Annotated in this window: 2 pseudogenes; one reads left to right on the top strand and one right to left on the bottom strand. The window is 76.4% G+C overall.

Annotated features, from left to right (window positions below):
* Window positions 1-78 (top strand): annotated as a pseudogene (locus MXD58_RS31965) (histidine phosphatase family protein); the annotation flags it as partial.
* Between the two features lie 89 nt (window positions 79-167).
* On the opposite strand, the pseudogene MXD58_RS31960 reads toward MXD58_RS31965, so the two are convergent.
* Window positions 168-443 (bottom strand): annotated as a pseudogene (locus MXD58_RS31960) (ATP-binding protein); the annotation flags it as partial.
* Between the last annotated feature and the right edge of the window lie 1,369 nt (window positions 444-1,812).

Here is a 1,812-nt window from a genome sequence, read left to right as displayed (position 1 = left end):
CTGACCGTCCAGGTCGATCCACGCCTGATCGAGAGCCGCAACGCCTTCGAGGGCCGCACGTTCGAGGCCGGCCCGGCCTCGTCCACCCGCACGTCGGCGACCTCGGGAACACGCCACTGCAGCCGCACTGAGGTGCCACGCCCAGGCACCGAGGTGATCGCGGCGGTGCCCCCGACGTCCTCGATCCGGCCGACGACGGATCGGCGCAGGCCCAGCCGGTTCGGATCGGCCTGGCCCGGGTCGAATCCCCGGCCGGTGTCGGACACGTCGACGGTGACCACGCCGGGGCCGCCGTCGAGGCGAATCCGCGCCTGCCCGGTGCCGGCATGGCGCTCGACGTTCGCGAGGGTCTCCCGGACCGCGCCGGCGAACGCGGTGACGACCACGTCGGGCAGCTCGACCGGCACCTCGCCGCGGCCGGTGACGCGCGGCGTGCTGTCCATCTCCACCCGCAGGCCGCGCTCCACGGCTTCGGCCGCGACCTCGGCGAGACGCTCGTCGAGTCCCGGCCCGCCGGGCCCGTCCGGATCGAGCAGGTCCCGCACGGCGGCGAGGCTGCTCGCGCAGCGCTGGCGGGCCAGCGCGACGTCGCGCCCGCCGCCCCAGGCGATCCCGGTCAGCGTGTTGAGCACGGTGTCGTGGATGATCCGTTCGCGTTCCCGTCGGTCGCGGGCGACGGCGAGCACGACCGCCTCGCCGCGGTGGCGGGCCACCACGTTCGCCCACCGCCGGTCGGCGACCCGGGCGGACTCCCGCAGCCGCCCGATCGACAGTCCCAGCAGCCCCGGCGCGAGCACCAGCAGCGCGGCCTGGACGACGGCCTGCGGGAAGTGCCCCCAGCCGCCGACGAGCGCGCCGGCGCCGAGCAGCAGGACCAGCGGCGCGGCGGTGGCCGCGGGGAAGGCCCAGATGACCGCCACGGCCCCGTTGACCGCGGCGAGGAAGATGAAGTTGCCGCTGTCGCCCAGCGACTCGGGCGGTAGCCAGCGGTGCGCGGTCAGGAGGAGGGCCAGCGCGATCGCGGCGCCCGCCGCCGCCAGCGGACGCCCGACGCCGCGGCGCCGGGCGATCGCGCAGAACGCCACGTCCCAGACCACGGTCGTCACCGCCGCGACCGTCGCCGCCGGCTGGTCGTCGTACCAGCGCCACACCAGGAGGTAGCCGACGCTCAGCACAATGGCGACGGCGTGCAGCGCGATGAGCACACCGGCCATGACCCGTGCGAGTGCGCGGTGGGCCCGGCCGAGCTCGGCGGACGCCCGGCCGAGCTCCAGCGCCGCGGCGCCGAACGCGGTGTCGGTCACGGCCGCGCCGAAGGACCCTGCGGCGGCGCTCGGCGCCGGGCGCCGGGACGCGGCTTCGTCCACCGTCAGACCGCCCGCGCTGCCACCGCTCATCCGAAGGCGCCCGAACTGCGCATCGCCACCAGTACTCTCGCCACGTTCCGTAACTTCCAGAGGGGAGTCCGTCGCTCCCGGTGAACTGGTGGCAGGCTACCGGCCTGCCGGCGGCGGCGGACGGCAAAGGGTGCAACGAGGGCCTCGCGGGCAGACCAGCACAGGCCGGCGCACCGCGCGGCAGCGGGTACCCGGTGGTGGGCGACGCTCGTCCGGCCGGCACCCGCCGTCGGTGTCCTAGGCTGGGGGGCGTGTGGAAGGACAGCGCGTGAGTTCCCAGCCGTCCACGTCGCCGCCAGACTCCCCCGCCGCCGAACCGGAGCCGGGCCCGGCAAGGCCCGCCACCAGCCACAGCGACGCCGCGCCGCAGGCCGCCAGGCCCCGGACCAACCGTCGGCGCGGACAGGGCACGCAC

Origin of the sequence: Frankia sp. AgKG'84/4, from assembly GCF_023242965.2 — a bacterium.
GTDB lineage: Bacteria > Actinomycetota > Actinomycetes > Frankiales > Frankiaceae > Frankia.
Note: the sequence above shows the minus strand (reverse complement) of the source record. Positions and strands in the feature narration are given on the sequence as shown.